The organism is Shewanella metallivivens (assembly GCF_028750675.1).
Classification (GTDB): Bacteria; Pseudomonadota; Gammaproteobacteria; order Enterobacterales; family Shewanellaceae; genus Shewanella; species Shewanella metallivivens.
Window position 1 is genome coordinate 233,056 of the sequence record NZ_JAQQPZ010000015.1, and the last position, 14,414, is coordinate 247,469.

Here is a 14,414-nt window from a genome sequence, read left to right on the forward strand (position 1 = left end):
CTATACTTAATTTACAATTACATTACGAGTTGATTCAACTATGCTGAAATCTTCCTTACGCAATAAGCTTTTGGGGTTGTCGCTAATCCCTTTATCGCTAATTTTAGCGGTATTACTGAGTCTGTTTTATGTTAACGAAGGGACTTCGTTAGAAAATGATATTGCCCAATTTCGCGGCGAATTAATCGCAGAAAGAAAGAATCAACTTGCTGAAGCGACCGAGATTGCCCAAGGCGTTGTTGAGCATCAGCTTTCGCTAGGGAGCGAGGGGAATGTTAACCAGGCATTACGCGGTTTACGTTTTGGTAGCGCAGGTTATTTTTACATTTATGACACTGCTGGCGTCAACATTTTACATGCAACTATGCCAGAGTTGGAAGGGCAGAATAAAATCGAAATGACAGACCCTAATGGCACCAAAATTATTGTTGGGTTATTAAATGCAGCAAAATCTGGTGATGGCATATTTTCCTACTTTTATAAAAAACCGGGTACTGAGCAGTTAATCGAAAAACTGGGTTATGCCGTTATGGTGCCTAATACCAACTGGATGTTGGGTACTGGGGCATACATTGATGATATCGAGCAATCTATCTTAACGTTTCGTGATGAAAAAACTGAGCGCATGAACACCAAAGCGTTGATGTTTTTAATGATGGCGCTTGGCTTAACCGGTATTACCGCATTTGTGGTGATCATTATGGCGCATAAGTTGGTTGTGCCGATCCAAAATATGGCGAATTCTCTTAATGACATTGCCAAAGGTGAAGGCGATTTAACCAAGCGTTTAGATGTCACCAGTGAAGATGAAATTGGCCAGCTCGGCAGTGCATTTAATTTATTTGTTGATAAGTTGCAAACGATTATTGGTGATGTGGCGGGTGCAACTGAGAAAGTTAAACACGGCGCGCAAAGTATCAGTGGCCAAACCGCGTCAATGACCGAACAGCTCTACAGTCACAACAATGAAATTGACCAAATTGTGACCGCAATTACTGAAATGTCCGCTACTGCAAATGATGTGGCGCACAATACCAGTATGGTCGCCGATGCAACGCATACCGCGTCAGGCAACGTGTCTAAAGCACAAGAATGTGTCGATACTTCATTAACTGAAGTATCTAATTTAATGGAACAAATTGATAATGCAGCAGCAGATGTTAGGTCGTTAAGTGAACAATCGCAAAAAATCAACTCGGTATTAAGTGTTATTGGTGGTATTGCTGAACAAACTAACTTATTGGCATTGAACGCAGCCATTGAAGCGGCCCGTGCCGGTGAACAAGGGCGTGGATTTGCTGTGGTTGCTGATGAAGTGAGAAACCTCGCCAGCCGCACCCAAAGCAGTACGGTAGAAATTAATGACATGCTATCGCAGTTGCATAAATTAGTGACCAAAGCGGTGCAAACCATGCAAGAAAGCCAAACAAGCTGTTTAAGCTCGGTTGAATCGTCACGTGCAATTTCTGAAAGCCTAGGCGCTGTAACCTCGTCCGTAACCAGTATTAATGACATGAGTACTCAAATTGCAACCGCAGCGACTGAGCAAAGCTCTGTGACTGAAGAAATTCATCGCAACGTTAACTCTGTGCAAGAAATCGTTAACTCGTTATTGGCCGCCAGCCAAGATGCTTCAGGGGCGTGTAAAGATGTTGCTAATGAGGGGCAAATCCTTGCTAAGTTGGTGGGCCAGTTTAAGATTTAATGCCTTCAACGACACGCTTTACACCATAGAGAAATGAACCCCAAGTGGGTTCATTTTTTTATGCAAAAATGCATATTGGCCGAGTGTTTGCGTTGGTGACATTTATTCATAATTAGTTTGTTAATAATCGGCCTTTCGGTCTAGGTTTAGCGCGTATCATGGGGTAAAATGCGCCGTTGCACCTTTTGTTAACCGCTAATTTAAGTTGAATATTCATGTTTGAAGTTAATCCGGTAAAATTCAAAATTAAAGAGCTCGCTGAACGTACTGAGTTACTTCGGGGGTATCTTTGACTACGCTGCTAAAAGTGAGCGTTTAGAAGAAGTCAGTCGAGAGCTAGAAAGTTCTGAAGTGTGGAACGTACCTGAACGTGCGCAAGCACTGGGTAAAGAACGTGCTGCACTAGAAGCGGTTGTTAAAACCATTGATGATATGGACGCAGGTCTTGAGGACATTGAAGGGTTGCTTGAATTAGCAATCGAAGAAGATGACGAAGAAACCTTTAACGATGCTTCAGAGGAACTAAAAACCTTAGATTCTCGTTTGGCTGATTTGGAATTTCGCCGGATGTTCTCGGGTAAAAATGACGAATCAAATTGTTACTTAGACATTCAATCTGGTTCGGGCGGTACTGAAGCCCAAGATTGGGCCAACATGGTATTACGCATGTATTTGCGTTGGGGCGAAGCCCATGGCTATAGCCCAGAATTAATGGAAGTTACCGACGGTGATGTAGCGGGTATTAAAGGGGCGACCATTAAATTTACTGGCGAATATGCATTTGGATGGATGCGCACCGAAACGGGTGTACATCGTTTAGTGCGTAAGTCGCCGTTTGACTCATCGGGTAAACGTCATACGTCTTTTTGCTCGGTATTTGTGTACCCTGAAATTGACGACGATATTGAAATCGAGATTAATCCATCTGACTTGCGTATTGATACATACCGCGCCTCAGGTGCCGGTGGTCAGCACGTTAACAAAACGGATTCAGCGATACGTATTACTCACTTGCCAACCAATACCGTTGTGCAATGTCAAAACGATCGTTCGCAGCATAAAAACCGTGACTCAGCCTTTAAGCAATTAAAAGCTAAGCTATACGAGTTAGAAATGCATAAGCAAAATGCTGATAAGCAAGCCGCTGAAGATGCTAAATCTGACATTGGTTGGGGCAGTCAAATCCGCTCATATGTGTTAGACGATGCACGCATTAAAGATTTACGTACAGGGGTTGAGAACCGTAATACTCAATCTGTGTTGGATGGTGATTTAGATAAGTTTATTGAAGCCAGCCTAAAATCAGGACTTTAAAAAATTAACTTTTTTCGCCATGCATTTAAGTGTGGCGAGTGAACGCGAGAATATAACATGACCGAACACGTACAAGATGAAAACAAACTGATTGCAGAGCGCCGCGCTAAACTAGAACACATCCGTACAAGCTGCCCTGCAAATGCTCATCCTAATACATGGCAACGTAGCCATAAAGCGGCTGAGCTTCAGGCACAATATGGTGACCAAACAAAAGAAGCTCTAGAAGCGCTAGGTTTTCAAACCAGTATTGCCGGTCGTATTATGGCTAAACGTGGTCCATTTTTAGTGATTCAAGACGTGTCTGGTCGTATTCAAGCTTATGCTGGCAAGCCAGTACAAGGCGACTTAAAAGAGCGTTATCAAGGTTTAGATATTGGTGACATTATTGGTGTTAAAGGCCAGCTGCACTTATCAGGCAAAGGCGACTTGTACGTCAACATGGAAGAGTACCAATTGCTGACTAAAGCGCTGCGTCCATTACCAGAAAAATTCCACGGTTTAACAGACCAGGAAACCCGTTACCGTCAACGTTATGTCGATTTGATTGTTAACGAAGACTCGCGCAACGCATTTGTTATGCGCTCAAAAGTGGTTGCAGCGATCCGTAACTTCATGATCAAAAAAGAGTTCATGGAAGTTGAAACCCCAATGATGCACGTGATCCCTGGTGGAGCTTCGGCACGTCCGTTTGTGACGCATCACAACGCATTAGACATGGCAATGTACCTACGTATCGCGCCAGAATTATACCTTAAGCGTTTAGTGGTAGGTGGTTTTGAGCGTGTGTTCGAAATTAACCGTAACTTCCGTAACGAAGGCTTGTCACCACGTCATAACCCAGAATTCACTATGATGGAATTCTATATGGCGTACGCAGATTACAAAGATTTAATGGATCTCACTGAAGAAATGCTCAGTTCAATCGCCATTGAATTATTAGGCAGTGCGCAAATGCCATACGGCGAGCACACCGTTGACTTTGGCGGCCCTTATGCGCGTTTAAGCATGTTAGAAGCGATTCAAAAGTACAATCCAGATAACGCTACCATTCAAGCAATGACCTACGAGCAAGTGAAAGACGTTGAGTTTATGCGTGATTTAGCATCGAGCCTAGGTATTAAGCTTGAAAAATTCTGGACTTGTGGTCAGCTACTAGAAGAAATCTTTGGTGAAACCGCTGAGCCTAAGTTAATGCAACCTACGTTCATTACCGGTTACCCAGCAGACATTTCGCCACTTGCACGTCGTAATGATGACAACGATTTCATTACCGATCGTTTTGAGTTCTTTATTGGTGGCCGTGAAGTGGCTAACGGCTTTAGCGAGCTTAACGATGCAGAAGATCAAGATAACCGCTTTAAAGCACAGGTAGATGCAAAAGATGCGGGCGATGACGAAGCCATGTTCTACGATGCAGACTACATCACTGCACTTGAGCACGGTTTACCGCCAACAGCGGGTCAAGGTATTGGTATCGACCGTCTAGTGATGTTATTTACTAACACTCATACCATCCGTGACGTGATTTTATTCCCAGCGATGCGCCCACAAGCGTAATCGCCCCTGTTGGCTTGGGCCAATATTGAGGAATAATAAAAAACCAGCCTGCGGGCTGGTTTTTTGTTGCTGCTTTTGTTTTAGTGAGTCGGTCTAACGCCTAAATTAAAAACGGGCGTTAACCATTTGGAAGGTTTTGTAACCGCCTGTGAGGTTACGCACCTTAAAGCCGTGTTGAGTGAGCATGCGATAAGCAACATGTCCACGTAAACCAACCTGACAAAATACCAATAACTCTTTGTCTTTTGGAAGCTCATTAAGTCGGTCACGCAGTTGTGGCAGTGGCATATTAATCGCGCCATCAATAGCCCCGGCAGTGGTTAATTCACCAGGATTGCGAATATCGACGATGATTTGATTTGCACTTAAGTTAACGAAATCTTGAGTGTGACAAATCTGCTCATCACCTAACAATACGTTTGCAGCCACCATACCCGCTTGGTTAACCACATCGCGCGCCGAACCAAATGGCGGTGCATAGGTCAGCTCAAGGTCGGCTAAGTCATATACTGTCATACCAGCACGTTGCGCCACGGCTAGCACGTCAATTCGTTTATCTACGCCATCAAGTCCCGCCGCTTGAGCGCCTAAGATGGTGCCATTATCTGGGCTAAATAACAGTTTTAACGTAATAGGGTGAGCTCCAGGGTAATAACTGGCGTGGCTGGCGGTGTGCACATAAATTTTTTCAAATGGAATTGCTTGTTTATGTAAGCTTTTTTCGTTGAGACCAGTCGATGCAATGGCCATATCAAATAGCTTACAAATGGCCGTGCCCTGAGTGGCACGATATTTTATATTTGCACCTAATATGTTATCGGCCGCTAGGCGCCCTTGTCGATTAGCTGGCCCTGCAAGTGGGATTAACGTTGGGTTTCCAGTGACAAAGTCAGCGGTTTCTATAGCATCACCAACCGCATAAATGTCAGCGTCTGAGGTGCGCATTTCATCATCAACCCTAATACCACCGATCTTACCTAACTCAAGGCCGCATGCCGATGCTAGGCTAGTTTCAGGTTTCACACCAATGGCTAAAATCACTAAGTCGGTCGCAAGTGTTGTGTTGTCGCTTAGGGCTAATTGCAAATGAAAATGCGGCGATGCAGGTTTATCGTAGTCATCCGTGTTGTCTGATTCAGTCAATTGAATAGGGCATTCTGTTATGGCTGCTAGCCCGGTTTTTAAACGTAAATCAACATCATTATCGACCAGTTTTTGATGGAGCATATTAGCCATTTCAAGGTCAACGGGGCCCATAACCTGGTCGGCAAGCTCCAATAAACTGACTTCTAAACCGACATGGCGTAGTGCTTCGACCATTTCTAAACCAATAAATCCGCCACCCACAACCGTGGCATGCTTGGGCTTATGCAGCATTAAGGTGGATAGGATTTTGTCCATATCGGGAATATTACGCAGGCTATGGACAAAGTGGCTATCAATCCCTGGCAGTGGCGGTTTAATCGGTGAAGCACCGGGGCTTAACAGTAATTTATCATAGGACTCAAGATAGGTTTCATTGGTGACAAGATTGCGTACGGTGAGTTGTTTCGCTTGGCGATCAATGGTGATTACTTCGTTTAATACCCTAACATCAACATTGAATCGCGATTTAAAGCTTTCGGGTGTTTGCAGTAATAGTGCATCTCTTGATTCTATCTCGCCACTAATATGGTAAGGCAGACCACAATTGGCAAACGACACAAATTCGCCTCTTTCTAACATAATAATTTCAGCAGTTTCAGACACTCGTCTTGCCCTTGCGGCTGCAGATGCGCCACCGGCAACACCGCCAATAATCACTATTTTCGTCATGCTTTTCTCCAATAAATTAAGTCATAAAACCGATTTGTGGATGTGCAATAGGTTTTAGGTAATCGATTCGTTTTGATGTGCTTTTTGGCACTCAAAGCACTGGCCATACATATTGAGACTGTGGTGATGAATGCTCATGCCATGATGTTCGGCAGCTAAACTTAAACGCAGTGCAATCAGTGGATCGACAAAATCAATGACCTTGCCACAGGTAAGGCAAATTAAATGATCATGGCGTGGCTTATTACTGAGCTCGTAAATCGTTTTCTCAGATTCAAGCAAACGACGAGTCACAAGACCTGCTTGCTCAAAATCAGACATCATACGGTACACGCTGGTGAGTCCAATATTTTCACCTTGTGCATTAATGCCTTGATAGATACTCTCTACCGTTAAATGTTGCTCATCAACCTGGTTGATAAATTCGAGCAGTTTACATCTTTGACTGGTTACTTTGAGGCCAGAGTTTTTTAATACTACTTGCATTAGCCCTACCTATTCACACGATTACGTGCTCACTGTGCTGCTGATTTAGCCGATGCTTTTTGTCATCAATGCTTTGCCATTAATTAAGCTATCAACCACCTTAAGCCTTGCTGCTTTGACTAAATTGGCCAGTGTTTGACGAGATACACCCATTGACTTAGCGGCTTCTTGTTGTTGCATACCAAGTAAATCGACTAAGCGTAGTGCTTCTATTTCATCCTCTGCCAGAGGTACCTGTTCCAACTGCGTCATTGGAATACCATTAGGTTTAAAACAAATGTTAGCGGGTTGTCCGCATATGGTTCGTGGTATTTTGGGTCTTGCCATTTGACACCTCATTTTTAGCATATGCTACTTATACTGAGTTTAAAGCTGACTTTCAAGCGTTATCATTTATTTTCGTTAACACGGTAAGTAGAACTTTGAAGTCACTCCCTATTTATGACACGTCCCTAGTCACAATGCGATGTAAATAGCTGGTGTGTCATCGTAAGAGATATCGCTGTATGGCGGGGGTTGTTAGCGATTTCAGATTCACTATTCGGTGAATCACACGGTGGATAACCTATTAAAAAATGTCGATTTAAGGCACAATAGCCGCATTAAATGTCGTAGCCTAAGGAACCCTCATGACGCAACTAACCCTAACGACGCCAGACGATTGGCACCTTCATTTTCGTGATGGCGACATGCTGCGTGAAACCGTACCTGCTACAGCAAGATTATTTAAACGCGCAATAGTCATGCCCAATTTAGTGCCGCCAGTAACCAATGCCGAAATGATTGTGGCGTATCGCGAGCGCATATTAGCTGCGCGCCCTCAAGGCAGTGACTTTGAACCATTAATGACTTTGTTTTTAACCAACAATACTAGCGCCCAAGATATTATCGACGCAAAAGCGGCAGGTGTGGTTGCGGCTAAGTTATACCCTGCAGGCGCAACCACAAACTCAGATGCCGCAGTAAAAGCATTAGATGCGTTATTTCCAATATTTGAGGTGATGGCACAGCAAGGCATGTTGCTGTTAGTGCATGGTGAAGTGACCGAGTCGCACATCGATATTTTTGATCGCGAAAAACTGTTTATTGATCGCTATTTATCACGTATTGTAGCTGCCATACCTCAGCTTAAAGTGGTGTTCGAACACATTACCACCAAAGAAGCTGCAGAGTTTGTGGCAGGGGCTTCAGCCAATGTTGCGGCCACCATCACACCGCAGCATTTACTGTTAAATCGTAATGATTTGTTAGTGGGTGGGGTGCGCCCGCACAACTTTTGTTTGCCAGTATTAAAGCGAAACATTCACCAGCAGGCGCTGCAAGCCGCGGTAGCAACGGGTTCTAGCAAGTTTTTTTTAGGTACCGATTCAGCACCACACGAAAAGCACCGTAAAGAGTCAGCATGTGGTTGTGCAGGCTGTTATAGCGCTTGGAGTGCGTTAGAGTTATACGCCCAGGTGTTTGATAACCTTGGCGTGTTAGATAAGCTTGAAGGCTTTGCCAGTTTCCATGGTGCTGACTTTTATGGTTTACCGCGCAATAGCGGTACAGTGACGTTAGTGAAACAAGAATGGACTGTGCCTGAGCAAATTATTTTGCCAAATGGTAATCCTATTGTGCCATTTTTTGCTGGCGAAACCATTAGCTGGAAAGTGAAAAGCGCTTAATTGCGACCTGCATTTGCTTGTATTATTGCAACGGCTAACCCATTGTGGGTTAGTCGTTATGTTATGTTGGAATGTTCGTGTTGTGCGTCTAACAACGCTTCAAATTCAGCGATAGGCAAAGGTTTGCTAAACAAGTAACCCTGGCCGTAATCGCATTTTAATGCATTGAGTAATTGGTATTGTTCTTCTGTTTCAATCCCTTCAGCAACCACCTTTAAGTTTAATCCATGTCCCATGGCAATGGCGGCACCCACCAATTCTAAATCACCAGGGTCGACGGTAATGTCACTGATAAAGCTTTTATCCACTTTTAGAGTGTCAAAAGGGTAACTGCGCAAATAACTTAAGGATGAGTAGCCAGTACCAAAGTCGTCCATGGAAATACTGACACCAATATCATTAATAGCGGTTAAGTTACTATTGATAATCTGGTCGCCGTTGAGTAATACCCCTTCAGTGATTTCTAGCTCTACACTGCAAGGTTGGATATCGTATTGAGAAAATAGCGCTGTAAGCATATCGACAAATTTGTTTTCTCTAAATTGTTTTGGTGACACATTTATCGCTATTTTAAACTGGCGGTTATAGTAAATCTGCCAATGACATGCAGCACTAAAAGCGCTTTCTAATACAAATTGTCCGATTGAGAGGATTAACCCAGTTTGCTCTGCTATTGGAATAAATTCGTCAGGCGTTACGTTACCGAGTTTAGGATTTCTCCAGCGCAATAAAGCTTCTGCACCAATAATGTTACGATTGCGAATATCTACAAAAGGTTGGAAATACACTTCTAATTCATTATTTTTTAGTGCATTGCGTAGTTGCTCTTCTACTTGTAAGCGACGGTGTATGTCATTGTTCATTTTATGAGTGAAAAATGTATAAGTGTTTCGGCCTTGCTCTTTAGAGTGGTACATGGCTGAATCGGCTTGCCTTAGCAACTCTTTTGCATCAACACTGTCGTTAGGGTATAGCGCAATCCCAATACTGATAGTGGATACCAGTTCGCGATTATCGAGTTTAAAAGGCAAATAAAATTGCTGTAATAATTTATTCGCCGCGAGTTCAATGTCTGCTTGTTGGTGAATATCGCTCAATAAAATAATAAATTCATCACCGCCAAGGCGCCCGACGACATCATCGCTTCGGATGGTATTTTGTAGGCGTGCAGCTGCCTGGATTAACAACTCGTCGCCCACAGAGTGCCCCAAGGTATCATTCACTTTTTTAAAATCATCTAAGTCTAAAAATAGTACTGCCAATTTATTGTTACAGCGTTTAGCATCTTTAATCATTTGCGCTAAACGCTCAAGAGAGAGCAAGCGGTTGGGTAAGCCCGTTAAGCTGTCGTAATGTGCTTGGTGGAGGATTTTTTCTTCTTGTTGTTTGTACTGAGTGACATCTTGTTTTAACGCTAAATAATGTTTGGTTACTCCAGCGTTATCAAAAATTGGAACAATGTGGGCATGTTCCCAAAATATGTCGCCATTTTTCTTTTTATTCTGCAGTTCGCCTTGCCACGCCTTTCCGCAGGTAATGTTTTCCCATAGTTCGCTATACAGAGATTTTGGCGTTAACCCCGATTTAAGCATACTTGTAGACTGACCTAAGACTTCGGCTGCGCTGTAACCAGAGATCTTTTCAAAGGCACTGTTAACGTATTCAATTTTACTGTCTGTATCAGTTAAAATCATCGAGATAGGGCTTTGCTCAATGGCTTGCGACAGGGTTAGCGCTTGTTCTTCGGCTTTTTTCTGTGCGCTTAAGTCAATATCAATACAATACATTTCGGTTTCGTTGTCAGTATTGTTAATTAATGTGTGTGAGGAATAAACAGGGACCATCGTGCCATCGGCGCGTTGAAGCATTAACTCTTCTGCTGGAATTGGGATGCCCTCATTTATCCATAATGTGACGTTATCGATAACATCCTGTCTATAAGGCTCGGGAATGATTAAATCCTCCAACTTATTTCCCAGCGCTTGCTCCCGAGTGTAACCATACAGTTTTTCGCTGGCTTTATTCCAAAAAATCACTGAGCGATTTTTGTCGTAGCCTTGTACCGAAATAGCCGGAATACGTTCAAAAATATGCCTAAATTTAGATTCACTAAGCAGTAGCTTTTTTTCTGCCTCGATCCGTTCTGTAATATCTTTCACAAAGCAGAAAAACATGCCGTTATCACCGTCCCAATAACTGACAGTGACTTCAACATGATAAAGGTGGCCTTGTTTGTGTTTGTGTAATGAGGTGTAATTAAATCGTTTTTGGCTTTTAGCAATATCAAGATTGTTGGCCGAGAACTGGTGCTTGGTACTGGTTTCTATTTCATTGACAAACATGCTATTGAGCTCAGATATGCTGTAGCCCGTCATGTCTGCAAAACTCTGGTTTACCTCGACTATTTTGCCCTCTAGTGAAGCAATTAAAAATCCGTCTTGAGCGGTACTGATAATATTGTGATAAGTGTTTTCACTGCGTCGTAATTGTTTTTCGAAATGTATTTTTTCCGCTAAATCACGGCTTACACCGACAACACCTAAAATCTCCCCTTTAATGTTAGTAAAAGGCGTTTTTTGAGTTCGGTAAATAGTGTCGACACTTTTACTTGAGGTGACTTGTTCATCATAAGTAATTGAAGAGTTACTTTGCAAAACCCGTTTATCATCGTGAATAAAAATATCGGCCTGAGGTTTATCAAATAAATCGTAGTCGTTACGGTGTTTAATTTTTTCAATGGGTAACTGCAACCTTTTTGCAAACGCTTTATTGCAACCAAGGTACGTTCCGTCAATGGATTTGTAAAAAATTAAATCAGGTATACCGTCAATGATATTCTGTAAAAGGTTTTTTTCGGTTTCGAGTAACTGTTTATGGTGCAATAACTCTCTGGCCAACTTTTGACCGTCAATCCGATGTTTAAGCAGCAGCCCAAGCAAAAATGACAATGTAGTGAATACGGTTAACAAGGTAGGGCTAATTGTTGAAATAATGGTATATCTATCTGATATCGGCATGAACAGCAGACAGCTGATAACAAACACCTCTACTGTCACGCTTAACGCTAAAATGTTTTTCCAGGTCAGCTTTGTATTTGATTTTGTTAACCTGTAACGCCAACATAATCCCGTAATGGCGCTGACGACAATGATGAACGTCCCAACATAGACGCCATCGCCGCCAAGGTAGACCCTAAAACTGGCTGCAAATAGGGTTGCAATAAGCGTGGGGACGAATCCAAAGAACAACCCACTGATGCTAAGTAATATCCAGCGGGCGTCGAAAAATACCCCTGGGCGAAGCTCCCAAGGATTACTCATTACACTGATGGCTATAATGCCAATAAAAAAACCACTTAGTAGTGATTTGTATTTAGACGGCGCTATTTTTTGCAAGCCAATTGCATCGTAAATCACGACTAGCGCGAGCAAGAGTATTGCATTATTCATTAAACTAAAAAAACTATCCATTGGTTCCCCGCAGATAAAAGGGCCTGTCATCCTTTACTATTAGTTGTGCGCATTGACTCGGCTTAAAAATACCATTGTTCAATTTACAAATGACGCACTGAATTCCTTTTAATGAGTTTAGTCGTATATTGATTTTTTACCTAAATCATCGCCATAGCGGCAAATTAAGATCTCAATTGTTAAATTGAGGTTCACGCTATCATGCAACTTAATCGATTGCTAAATAAGCTTAAGTAAATGTGATTGGGCGCATGCTTATCTATTTTGATGAAAAAATGAGTCATAAAATACAATGCAATAGCGAGTTTGCCGGCTCAAGTGGAAACCATGAGTTTAACTGCGCCTGAGCCGCTCATTGTAAAAGCCTCAATGGTGAGAGTGTTAGCCTTGATAGCAGTGTCGCCTTAAGCGTGGCCAACAGCTGGTAGCGATAAATGACCGTGATTTGTTTCAAAACCATGCTGATGACTCAGGTTATTGGGTGCGCTCAAGCCACTGTGTTTTACGTTGAATGTGGGTAAAAAACCAAAGAGATGACATCAACAATCCTATTACTTGCCTAGAAGGCACATAATTCCCGCTGAATGACCAGATAATGAGTGGAATGGGTATAAAGTTGACCATAAATGATGAACACCATGATGTTGCATGACTCAGCCAAGTGCCGTTGTTCTCTTAACTTTTGCTTCAGTCGTGCGTAAGGTAACCCAGAATTAGGTTTATGATCAGTTTCTCGTAAGCAAAAAGCCAAGCATAAAAGCAGAAAGGTAGCTTAGGCTACCTTTCTCTTTTACATTATAAGCATGAATGCTTTGGCAGGTTATTTTACCAGTGTTATGCAATACAGGCTTATTTATTGTCAGAGCGGATGACCAGTTCAACTCGGCGGTTTTGCTGTTGGCCCGCTTTATCAAGGTTGTTGGCAATAGGTGAGTACTCGCCAACCCCTTTAGCTTCTACCTGTTGTGCAGCAATAGAGAACTGTTTAATCAATCGGTTTTTAATAGCCGTTGCGCGTTTTTCTGACAAGGTTTGGTTATAAGCTTGCGAACCTTGATCGTCTGAATGGCCTACCACATAAAAAAGCTGCTTCGGGTGCGTTTGAAGGTATTGAGCCACTACTTCTACAATCGGATAAGCTTCTGGCAGTAATTCATCGCTATCATATTTAAATAACAAACCGTCTAGGGCTACATGACCCGTTTTGGTTATCTCATCGGTTAAGCCCTGCAAATCAATTCCCACACGGTTATTGTTTAATGTGGTTTCTTCAATGATCCTAATTTCTGCAGACAATCGCCCAGAAAATCCAATGACGTAAACCATAGCGTAAACGTCACCTACACCTTCAGCTCTGTCTAACTTATAGAGTCGATAAAATTGGCTTTCTTCGCTGCCTATTGCTGAATGTAATGCGATCTTGGTTTTTAATTTATCTTCGTCACCGCACGCTTTCCCTATACAGTTATAAACTTCTGTAAAACCTAGTTTGGTTAATGCGTGTAGGTAGTTTGCATCAATCTCAAATTCAGAATAAGTGCGCGGTAATAAATACGAAATATCAGTAACCTTCCCCTCCAGTTCCAACGTTTAATCGTTATCTCCAGCAAGCACTATGGTTTGATTAAAGCCATGAGTGATATATTCCTGTATGTAAGCTCCTGGGACTCTGCTTAGCATTGGGTGGTCAGCCGAGTTTTTAGCATCTTTATCGCTATTGTCTTTCACCGTTATTTCACTCACAGCCTGTGATAAATAACCTTGATTAGTGGTGACCAAATCTAATGGTTCATCGATAACTTCAATAATATCGAGTTCTAAATTGGTCGCATTCTGCCAGCCAATCGCATAGATCGACACATAAACTTGTTTTTGAGGCAGAGTAATATGCGCTGTTATCAATGATGGCAAGCTACTGGAAATATTTGTCAAAGGCGATATAAATGACGATAGTTTACGTTCATGACCACAAGTGGCTTGCTCACATTCAAAAATAATCTCGGCATTTAGCGCTTTTAGCTGGTTTTTATAGTTATTGATTAAATGAGCCGGCGTGTAAGACGGCGGTAGTTCATAGTTGGTTCTAGTCAGTTTACCTTTCACTTCTTTTGATTGAATATTTTGATCGTCAATTGCAGTGATCAATTGCACCGGCGTGAAGTGTCTAAGTTCACTTTTTGTGTCTTTTACCTCTTTAGGTTCAGAAAATAATTCTTGTGACGTCGCAGACAAAGCGTTCATTGCTGGCATCATCGCCATAATGACGGCTAATGACATAAGTGCGGGTTTTAACATTTCAACTCCCTGTTGTAAGGTATCCAATTAACTTGATAAATAACATTAAGTGCCCATAAGATATTCAAACATCATCTGGGTGTAAAACAAATACTCATAGAA

General features: G+C 42.4%; 10 protein-coding genes. 4 read left to right on the forward strand and 6 right to left on the reverse strand.

All coding sequences use genetic code 11. The features are described 5' to 3' along the window. Nucleotides 1–40: 40 nt before the first annotated feature. The 3 genes from PQR79_RS19155 (at nt 41) to lysS (ending at nt 4,579) form a co-directional block, all read left to right on the forward strand. Nucleotides 41–1,705: a methyl-accepting chemotaxis protein gene (locus tag PQR79_RS19155; RefSeq protein WP_238106225.1), complete on the forward strand. Its 1,665-nt coding sequence runs from the start codon at nt 41–43 to the stop codon at nt 1,703–1,705. Between the two features lie 215 nt (nt 1,706–1,920). Then, nucleotides 1,921–3,019, forward strand: a protein-coding gene (prfB, locus tag PQR79_RS19160; RefSeq protein WP_238106226.1) for a peptide chain release factor 2 whose coding sequence is annotated in 2 segments (ribosomal slippage) — nt 1,921–1,995 and nt 1,997–3,019 — 1,098 coding nt in all. Because the reading frame shifts where the segments join, the coding sequence is not laid out codon by codon here. A 57-nt stretch (nt 3,020–3,076) separates the two neighbouring features. Then, nucleotides 3,077–4,579, forward strand: coding sequence for a lysine--tRNA ligase (gene lysS, locus PQR79_RS19165; RefSeq protein ID WP_238106227.1), 1,503 nt, complete (start codon nt 3,077–3,079; stop codon nt 4,577–4,579). 105 nt (nt 4,580–4,684) lie between these two features. Here lysS and PQR79_RS19170 read toward each other — a convergent pair whose 3' ends face one another. The 3 genes from PQR79_RS19170 to PQR79_RS19180 are packed head-to-tail and all read right to left on the reverse strand — an operon-like array spanning nt 4,685 to nt 7,228. Continuing rightward, complete coding sequence (locus PQR79_RS19170; RefSeq protein ID WP_238106228.1) at nt 4,685–6,394, reverse strand: FAD-dependent oxidoreductase; 1,710 nt, start codon at nt 6,392–6,394, stop codon at nt 4,685–4,687. A gap of 54 nt (nt 6,395–6,448) precedes the next feature. Next, nucleotides 6,449–6,880, reverse strand: a complete 432-nt coding sequence (locus PQR79_RS19175) for a transcriptional repressor (protein ID WP_238106229.1) — start codon at nt 6,878–6,880, stop codon at nt 6,449–6,451. 45 nt (nt 6,881–6,925) lie between these two features. Beyond that, nucleotides 6,926–7,228 carry a DUF134 domain-containing protein gene (locus tag PQR79_RS19180; RefSeq protein WP_438270835.1) on the reverse strand — a complete coding sequence of 101 codons (303 nt, stop codon included), beginning with the start codon at nt 7,226–7,228 and terminating at the stop codon, nt 6,926–6,928. Between the two features lie 281 nt (nt 7,229–7,509). Between PQR79_RS19180 and pyrC the strand changes: the two genes are divergently transcribed. After that, on the forward strand, nt 7,510–8,547 hold the full coding sequence (pyrC, locus tag PQR79_RS19185) for a dihydroorotase (RefSeq protein WP_238106231.1): 1,038 nt from the start codon (nt 7,510–7,512) through the stop codon (nt 8,545–8,547). Nucleotides 8,548–8,603: 56 nt separating this feature from the next. Here the strand turns inward: pyrC and PQR79_RS19190 are convergent, their stop codons facing one another. The 3 genes from PQR79_RS19190 to PQR79_RS19200 all read right to left on the reverse strand — a co-directional run bounded on the left by PQR79_RS19190 (nt 8,604) and on the right by PQR79_RS19200 (nt 14,312). Next, a complete protein-coding gene (locus PQR79_RS19190; RefSeq protein ID WP_238106232.1) occupies nt 8,604–12,017 on the reverse strand; it encodes an EAL domain-containing protein in 3,414 nt (1,137 codons plus the stop codon). An 849-nt stretch (nt 12,018–12,866) separates the two neighbouring features. Next, a complete protein-coding gene (locus PQR79_RS19195; RefSeq protein ID WP_238106233.1) occupies nt 12,867–13,604 on the reverse strand; it encodes an OmpA family protein in 738 nt (245 codons plus the stop codon). A gap of 3 nt (nt 13,605–13,607) precedes the next feature. Further along, entirely contained in the window at nt 13,608–14,312 is a 705-nt protein-coding gene (locus PQR79_RS19200) for a DUF4892 domain-containing protein (RefSeq protein WP_238106234.1), read from the reverse strand. Nucleotides 14,313–14,414: the final 102 nt, after the last annotated feature.

What these genes read in the sequence shown, in the direction of transcription:
- PQR79_RS19190 (WP_238106232.1), bottom strand. Translation starts at nt 12,017, where the DNA reads ATGGATAGTTTTTTTAGTTTAATGAATAATGCAATACTCTTGCTCGCG.
- PQR79_RS19175 (WP_238106229.1), bottom strand. Translation starts at nt 6,880, where the DNA reads ATGCAAGTAGTATTAAAAAACTCTGGCCTCAAAGTAACCAGTCAAAGA.
- pyrC (WP_238106231.1), top strand. Translation starts at nt 7,510, where the DNA reads ATGACGCAACTAACCCTAACGACGCCAGACGATTGGCACCTTCATTTT.
- PQR79_RS19170 (WP_238106228.1), bottom strand. Translation starts at nt 6,394, where the DNA reads ATGACGAAAATAGTGATTATTGGCGGTGTTGCCGGTGGCGCATCTGCA.
- PQR79_RS19180 (WP_438270835.1), bottom strand. Translation starts at nt 7,228, where the DNA reads ATGCTAAAAATGAGGTGTCAAATGGCAAGACCCAAAATACCACGAACC.
- PQR79_RS19155 (WP_238106225.1), top strand. Translation starts at nt 41, where the DNA reads ATGCTGAAATCTTCCTTACGCAATAAGCTTTTGGGGTTGTCGCTAATC.
- lysS (WP_238106227.1), top strand. Translation starts at nt 3,077, where the DNA reads ATGACCGAACACGTACAAGATGAAAACAAACTGATTGCAGAGCGCCGC.
- PQR79_RS19200 (WP_238106234.1), bottom strand. Translation starts at nt 14,312, where the DNA reads ATGTTAAAACCCGCACTTATGTCATTAGCCGTCATTATGGCGATGATG.